This window comes from Streptomyces recifensis, from assembly GCF_002154615.1.
Taxonomy (GTDB): domain Bacteria; phylum Actinomycetota; class Actinomycetes; order Streptomycetales; family Streptomycetaceae; genus Streptomyces; species Streptomyces griseoluteus.
This window is the reverse complement of sequence record NZ_MUNH01000410.1, coordinates 1-7304: the sequence shown is the minus strand read 5'-3', so window position 1 is coordinate 7304 and position 7304 is coordinate 1. Positions and strand designations below refer to the sequence as shown.

Here is a 7304-nt window from a genome sequence, read left to right as displayed (position 1 = left end):
CGGCCCGGTGCTGGTCGACTGGGAGCACGCCGGCTGGTATCTGCCGGGATACGACCTGGCCACCCTCTGGCTGGTCCTCGGGGACGCTCCGGACGCGCGCCGTCAGATCAGCCAGCTCGCCCAGTCGGGCGGCCCGGCCTCACGCGACGCCTTCCTGGTCAACCTGATGCTGGTGCTGACCCGCGAGATCCGGGCCTACGAGACCGCCGTACAGCGTTCGATGCACGGCACTCCCCCGGCCCCGGTCGCCCCGGGCGTGACCCCGTCCGGTGAGGAACAGCGCCTGCTCCTGCGGCGGCTGCACGACGACTGCCACATGGCCCGCCGGGCCGTGCGCGCGGCGGTCGGCACCCGCTAGAGCGGGCCTGGAGCACCGCGGTACGCCCGAGCGGCGGCGCATCGCGGTTCCTGGTTCCGGGCCCGTGAGGCGGGGGGTCAGTGGTTTACGCCACTGACGCCCCGCAGGCCCGCGCCCCATCAGCGCGAAACTCGCCCGAAACCCTGTGTGACGTGGGAAATCATCTTCCCGAGGGCATCATTGACGGATCGTCGGCAAGCCGGTACCACTGACCAAGCTCGGCGCCGCCCGTCCCGCCACGCCCCGCCCGTCACAGGAGGCCGCATTGCGAGGATTCGCCCCCGACCCGTCGTCCGCACCCGGTGTCAGACGCCTGAAGCGGACCGCCGGAACGCTCGCCACGGCCGCCCTGGTGCTGCCGCTGCTCGGCGCAGCCCCGGCCGCGCCCACCGATCCCCCGGACGGCCGGCTCCAGCACGCCTTCGGCAGTGCGGCCGCCGAGTACCGCGTCCCGCAGAGCGTCCTGCTGGCCGTCTCCTACCTCCAGTCGCGCTGGGACGCGCACGCCGGTGCGCCCAGCGTCAGCGGCGGCTACGGCCCGATGCACCTGACCGACGCGGGTACCGCGCTGGCCGCGACGGAGCACCACGCGCAGGGCACGGAGGACGCCCGAGGTGACGACGCCCGCCCCGCGCTGCACCCCGGGGCCGGGGCGCCGGCCCCCTCGAAGCTGCCCGCCCGGCTGACCACACTGCGCCGCGCGGCGGAGCTGACGGGCCGTCCGGCGGCCGAGCTGCGTACCGACCCGGCGGCCAACATCGCCGGCGGCGCCGCACTGCTCGCGGCCGCCCAGCGCGAGCTGGGCGAGCCCCTCAGCGCCGACCCGGCCGCCTGGTACGGCGCGGTGGCCCGCTTCTCCTCCGCCGACGACACGGCGACGGCCGCCGCGTACGCGAACGACGTGTACGACGTGCTGCGCACCGGCGAGCAGCGCACCACCGACGCCGGCCAGCGGGTCGAGCTGAAGGCGAGCCCTCGACTCGAGCCCGACACCGCCCAGTTGAAGCGTGCCGGGCTGCGTACCGCGCCCGCCGGTGACGTCGAGTGCCCGAGGTCGGTGTCCTGTGTGTCGGTCCCGGCGCCGTACGAGGAGTTCGGGGACAACGACTACGGCAACCACGACCTGGGCCTGCGCCCGGCCGCCGAGCGGGTGAAGTACATCGTCATCCACGACACCGAGGGCGGCTGGGACGGGGTGATGAACCTGATCCAGGACCCGACCTATGTCTCCTGGAACTACACCATCCGCTCGACCGACGGTCTGATCGCCCAGCATGTGAAGGCGAAGGATGTCGCCTGGCACGCCGGGAACTGGGATGTGAACGCCCGCTCCGTGGGCATCGAGCACGAGGGTTTCCTCACCGACCCGGACGCCTGGTACACGGAGGCGATGTACCGCTCCTCGGCCCGGCTGGTGAAGTACCTGTCCCGCGCGTACGGCGTGCCGCTGGACCGGCAGCACATCCTGGGCCACGAGAACGTGCCCGGCCCGACGACGTCCACGATTCCCGGCATGCACACCGATCCGGGCCCGTACTGGGACTGGCGGCACTACTTCCAGTTGCTCGGCCACCCCTTCAAGCGCACCGGTACCAGCCGTTCCGGCCTGGTGACGATCCTGCCGGACTACGCGGCCAACCAGCCGGTCTACACGGGCTGCACGACGAAGGGCGAGCCGTGCCCGGCCCACGGTTCCGGCGAGGTGCGGCTCTACTCCGACCACGATGTGCAGGCGCCGCTGATCAAGGACATCGGCCTGGGCACCGCCCCGACCGACGGCGTCAACGACCTGTCCTCACGCGTCTCCACCGGCCAGCAGTACGCGGTCGCGGACCGCTGGGGCGACTGGACGGCGATCTGGTACCTGGGGCAGAAGGCGTGGTTCCTCAACCCGCACCGCGAGGCCACCGCGGTCCCCGCGTCCGGGGTCACGATCACCCCGAAGGCGGGTCTGGCGAGCGTCCCGGTGTACGGCCGCGCCTACCCGGAGAAGGAGGCGTACCCGGCGGGCGTCCCGGCGCAGTCGGTGGTGCCGCTGCCGTACACGATCCCAGCCGGACAGAAGTACGTCGTCGGTGACCGGGTTCCGGGCGAGTACTACTACGCGGTCACCTTCACCGAGGACTCGCACCGGGTCATCACCGGCAAGGACCTGTACTACGAGATCCAGTACGGCCACCGGGTCGGATTCGTCCGCGCTGCGGACGTGGACCTGGCGGCCGCCCGCCGCTAGGCGGACCGGGACCGGGCGGCCTCAGCCCTGCTGGAACAGCTCCGCCGGGAGCGGCTTCAGCAGGGCGTACAGGTCGTCGGTGATGGGGCGGTCCCAGGCGGCGATGGTCACCAGGACGCCGTCACTGCGGTCGAACTGCACGCAGGAGATCCGGCCCTCGGAGAGCTTGAGGCGGCGGACGATCAGCAGGTTGTCGCCCTGGAGGACGGGGGTGTCCTCGGAGCCGACGACGGTGACCTCCTCCTCGTTGTCCAGCGCCAGCAGGAGCTGGGCCACCTCGAAGGGGATCTCGCCCTCGGCGGTCTCGCGGGCCGGGGAGCCCTCGGGGAGATTGCCGATGATCATGGCGGGGCCACGGCCGCCGAACAGGTCGTAGCGCAGGAAGACGCCCTGGCAGCTTCCGTCGGGAGCGGGCAGCAGGCCCGCGCCGAGGTTGCCGGGCCAGTCGCCGGGGTCCATGGCCAGCACGTCGAAGTCTGGTCCGGCGGGAGTGGCGCTGCGGCGGCGGAGGAACGACATGCCGCCAATGGTACGTGCCCGAAGGGGCCCGGCGGCGTGCGGGAGCCCTCCCGACATGCCCCCGTGCGGGCTCATTCCTCGACGAGGCCGGAGGGCACGACGGCGACGGGGCTCGCCGCGTGCAGCAGGACGGCCTGGGTGACCGAGCCGAGCATGCGGGCGGGCGCGAGCAGCCGGCGCCGGTGGCGGCCGACGACGACCAGATCGGCGCCGGCCGAGAGGGCGACCAGGTGTCCGGCGGCGTCGCCCGGCAGCGCCTCGGCCTCCGCGTCGACGCCCGGGTACTGGGCGCGCGGCGGGTCGAGGAAGCCCTCGGCGAGGACGCGGGTCTCGCTCTCCACGGCGACCTGGTCGACGGGCGGCGGGACGAGCTGGCCGGGGGCGGACCAGGTCTGTACGGGCCACGGGTAGGCGGCGATCACCTGGAGGCGCGCGCCGAGGAGCGACGCCTCGGCGAAGGCGAACCCGAGAACGCCGTCGTCGGGGCTGTCGACGTGGAGCCCGACGACGACCCGTCGTCCGGGTTCGGCCGGGGGCTCGGCGTGCACCTCGCGGCCGGGGCGGGGGACGACGACCACCGGGCAGGGCGTGTCGCGGGCGGCGGCGACGGAGTTGGAGCCGAGCAGCAGGCTGGCGAAGCCGCCCCGGCCGCGTGAGCCGAGGACCAGCAGCTGGGCGTCGGCGCCGAGTTCGGGCAGGACCGCGCCGGGTACGCCCTCGACGGCGACGTACTCCACGGTGGGCAGCTCGGGCAGGCCGGCGAGCCGGTCGCGGACCTCGTCCAGAACGGGGTCGCCGCTGTCGTCGGGCGGGCCGGCGACGAGGATGTCGGCCTGGCCCCAGGCCGCGTACTGGCGGACATGCACCACGCGCAGCGGGGCGACGCGGCGGCGGGCGGCCTCCAGGGCCCAGTCGAGGGCGCGCAGGCTGTCCTCGGAACCGTCGACCGCGGCGATGACCGGCACAGCGCTCATCGTTCCTCACCTCCCGGGACGCGGCCTCCCCGTGCCGGGGCGGGCCTCTTGTCGGGGCCAGCCTCGCTCAGGCGGCGGACGGGTGGTGGCGGCGCGGGGCGCGTGTTGGGCAATCGCGGCCGGAACACCCCCGGTCGGCTCCGGCCGGGTCCGCCCGTTCGCGTCAGGTGAGGTCGAACTCGCCCTCGCGGGCCCCCAGGACGAAGGCGCCCCATTCGGCGGGGGTGAAGATCAGGGAGGGGCTCTCGGGGCGCCGGCTGTTGCGCATGGCGACGAAGCCCTCGACGAAGGCGATCTGGACATCGCCCCGCCCCCCGCTGCTGGACTGCCACTCGGCCCCGCTGAGATCCAGGTCCGGCTTGTCCCAGCCCGTGAGCGACTGCTGCTGGATGGTGCTCTCGGCCACGTCCGTGCTCCTCCCACTTCGTCGTCCGCGGCTCAGCCTAGCGACCGGCCAGGACGCCGCACAGGCCACGTGAGGGGGACCTTGTGGCGGGTGGGTGTACGCGGGTGCCTGGTCGCGCACGGAAAAATCCCGGCCCGCCTCTTGTCCCGGGCCCGACGGCCTGAATTACTGACCTCGGCACGATCGACCGAATGATCGGTCGTCCGTATTGCGTGTCGTGATGTGTGTCGTGTGCGAAGGGATGCCCCGATGGCGGATGAGACGGACCTGCTGGACGCGGGTGAGCGGCTGGGGCCGGAGGAGCTGCGGGCACTCCAGCTGGAGCGGCTGCGCGCCTCGCTGCGGCACGCCTACACGCATGTGCCGTTCTACCGGGAGTCCTTCGACAAGGCGGGGGTCCTCCCGGAGGACTGCCGCTCGCTGGCGGACCTCGCGCACTTCCCCTTCACCACCAAGGCGGACCTGCGGGCGAACTACCCGTACGGCATGTTCGCGGTGCCCCGCGAGCGGGTGCGGCGGCTGCACGCGTCCAGTGGGACGACGGGGCTGCCCACAGTGGTGGGCTACACCGACAACGACCTTTCGGTGTGGGCGGACATGGTGGCCCGCTCGATCCGGGCGGCGGGCGGGCGGCCCGGTGACGTCGTCCATGTCGCGTACGGCTATGGACTGTTCACCGGAGGACTGGGCGCGCACTATGGCGCCGAGCGGCTGGGGTGCACGGTGGTGCCCGCGTCCGGGGGCATGACGTCCCGGCAGGTGCGGCTGATCCAGGACCTCGGCCCCGGCGTCATCATGGTCACCCCCTCGTACATGCTGACGCTGCTGGACGAGTTCGAGCGGCAGGGCGTGGACCCGCGCTCCACCTCGCTGCGGGTGGGGGTGTTCGGGGCGGAGCCGTGGACGGAGAGCATGCGGCGGGAGATCGAGGAGCGGTTCGCCATCGACGCCGTGGACATCTACGGTCTCTCCGAGGTGATCGGTCCGGGCGTGGCGCAGGAGTGCGTGGAGACCAAGGACGGTCTGCACGTGTGGGAGGACCACTTCTATCCGGAGGTGGTGGACCCGATCACCGGCGAGGTGCTGCCGGAGGGCGAGCGGGGCGAGCTGGTGTTCACCTCGCTCACCAAGGAGGCGATGCCGATCGTCCGCTACCGGACACGGGACCTGACCCGGCTGCTGCCGGGGACGGCGCGGGTGTTCCGGCGGATGGAGAAGATCACCGGGCGCAGCGACGACATGGTGATCCTGCGCGGGGTCAATCTGTTCCCCACCCAGATCGAGGAGATCGTGCTGCGCACCCCCGGTGTGGCGCCCCACTTCCAGCTCCGGCTGACGCGGGAGGGACGCATGGACGCGCTCACCGTCAGGGCGGAGGCGCGTCCGGGTGCCACGCCGGAGGCGCGGGAGGCGGCGGCCCGGTCGATCGCGGCGGCGGCGAAGGACGGCATCGGCGTGTCGGTGTCCGTGGAGATCGTGGAGCCGGAGTCGCTGGAGCGCTCGGTGGGCAAGATCCGCCGCATCGTGGACCTCCGCCCCCGTTAGCCGAGCCGGTCGCGCAGCTCCCTTTTCAGGATCTTGCCGCTGGCGTTGCGCGGGAGGCCGTCCAGGAAGTGCACGCGCTTGGGCGCCTTGAAGGCCGGGAGCTGCTCGCGGACGTGGGCGATCAGCGCGTCCTCGGTGACTTCGCCGCGGGTCACGACGACGGCGGTGACGGCCTCGATCCAGCGCTCGTCCGGCAGGCCGATCACGGCGGCCTCGGCGACCGCGTCGTGCGTGTAGAGGGCGTCCTCGACCTGGCGGGAGGCGACCAGCACCCCGCCGGAGTTGATGACGTCCTTCACCCGGTCGACGATCGTGAAGTAACCGTCGGCGTCGCGTACCGCGAGGTCGCCGGAGTGGAACCAGCCGTCGCGGAAGGCGTCGGCGGTCTCCTCCGGCTTGTCCCAGTACCCCTCGCAGAGCTGGGGCGAGCGGTAGACGATCTCGCCGGGGGTGCCGTCGGGCACCTCTGCCCCCTCCTCGTCGACCACGCGGGCGTCCACGAACAGCACCGTGCGGCCGCAGGAGTCCAGGCGTCCCTTCTGCTCACTGGGGGCGAGCACGGTGGCGAGCGGGCCGATCTCGCTCTGCCCGAAGCAGTTGTAGAAAGCGAGTCCGGGCAGCCGTTCGCGCAGCTTCTCGAGTACGGGCACCGGCATGACCGAGGCACCGTAGTACGCCTTGCGCAGGCCGCCGAGGTCGCGGTCGGCGAAGTCGGGGCGGCCCGCGAGCGCGATCCACACGGTGGGCGGCGCGAACAGGCTGTCGCAGCGGCCCTCTTCGATCAGGTCGAGCAGGCGGTCGCCGTCGGGGGCGTCGAGGATCGTGTTGGTCGCGCCGACCGCCAGGTACGGCAGCAGGAAGACGTGCGTCTGCGCCGAGTGGTAGAGCGGCAGCGCGTGCACGGGCAGGTCACCGGCGCTCAGGTCGAGGGCGGTGATCGCGCTGAGGTACTCGTGGACAAGCGCCCGGTGGGTCATCATCGCGCCCTTGGGCAGCGCGGTGGTGCCGGAGGTGTAGAGCAGCTGGACGAGGTCCTCGGTGCGCGGCTCGGGCCCGTCGTACGGCTCGGTGGCGGCCAGCCCCGCGAGCAGGGAGTCCTCGGCGTCGCGCAGGGGGAGGGCGCGGGTGCCGGCCGGGAGCCGGCCGGCGAGGGCCGGGTCGGTGAGGGTGAGAGCGCTGCCGGACTGGTCGAGCAGATAGGCGAGGTCGGCGCCGGTGAGGTTCTGGTTGACCGGGACGTGGACGAGGCCGGCGCGGGCGCAGCCGAGG

At 72.9% G+C, this 7304-nt stretch carries 6 protein-coding genes and 1 pseudogene; 3 read left to right on the top strand and 4 right to left on the bottom strand.

Annotated elements, in window-relative coordinates:
- A pseudogene (locus CCN33_RS21020) lies at nt 1-358 on the top strand (aminoglycoside phosphotransferase family protein); the annotation flags it as partial.
- A gap of 265 nt (nt 359-623) precedes the next feature.
- The gene (locus CCN33_RS21015; RefSeq protein WP_086695115.1) at nt 624-2591 is read left to right on the top strand and encodes an N-acetylmuramoyl-L-alanine amidase; all 1968 of its coding nucleotides are present in this window, start codon (nt 624-626) and stop codon (nt 2589-2591) included.
- Between the two features lie 21 nt (nt 2592-2612).
- On the opposite strand, the gene CCN33_RS21010 is transcribed toward CCN33_RS21015, so the two are convergent.
- The 3 genes from CCN33_RS21010 to CCN33_RS21000 all read right to left on the bottom strand — a co-directional run bounded on the left by CCN33_RS21010 (nt 2613) and on the right by CCN33_RS21000 (nt 4490).
- A complete protein-coding gene (locus tag CCN33_RS21010; protein ID WP_086695114.1) occupies nt 2613-3110 on the bottom strand; it encodes a hypothetical protein in 498 nt (165 codons plus the stop codon).
- 71 nt (nt 3111-3181) lie between these two features.
- Nucleotides 3182-4084: a universal stress protein gene (locus CCN33_RS21005; protein WP_086695113.1), complete on the bottom strand. Its 903-nt coding sequence runs from the start codon at nt 4082-4084 to the stop codon at nt 3182-3184.
- A 163-nt stretch (nt 4085-4247) separates the two neighbouring features.
- Entirely contained in the window at nt 4248-4490 is a 243-nt protein-coding gene (locus CCN33_RS21000) for a DUF397 domain-containing protein (protein ID WP_086695112.1), read from the bottom strand.
- Nucleotides 4491-4739: 249 nt separating this feature from the next.
- On the opposite strand from CCN33_RS21000, the gene paaK reads away from it, so the two are divergent.
- Nucleotides 4740-6035 carry a phenylacetate--CoA ligase PaaK gene (gene paaK, locus CCN33_RS20995; RefSeq protein WP_086695111.1) on the top strand — a complete coding sequence of 432 codons (1296 nt, stop codon included), beginning with the start codon at nt 4740-4742 and terminating at the stop codon, nt 6033-6035.
- Here the strand turns inward: paaK and CCN33_RS20990 are convergent.
- Nucleotides 6032-7304, bottom strand: a 1273-nt coding sequence (locus CCN33_RS20990) for an AMP-binding protein (RefSeq protein ID WP_086695110.1), incomplete at its 5' end; no start/stop codon positions are given. The two genes, paaK and CCN33_RS20990, sit on opposite strands and share 4 nt — an antisense overlap.

Excerpts from the sequence above, each read along its gene's own strand:
- paaK (WP_086695111.1), top strand. The coding sequence starts at position 4,740 with ATGGCGGATGAGACGGACCTGCTGGACGCGGGTGAGCGGCTGGGGCCG.
- CCN33_RS21005 (WP_086695113.1), bottom strand. The coding sequence starts at position 4,084 with ATGAGCGCTGTGCCGGTCATCGCCGCGGTCGACGGTTCCGAGGACAGC.
- CCN33_RS21010 (WP_086695114.1), bottom strand. The coding sequence starts at position 3,110 with ATGTCGTTCCTCCGCCGCCGCAGCGCCACTCCCGCCGGACCAGACTTC.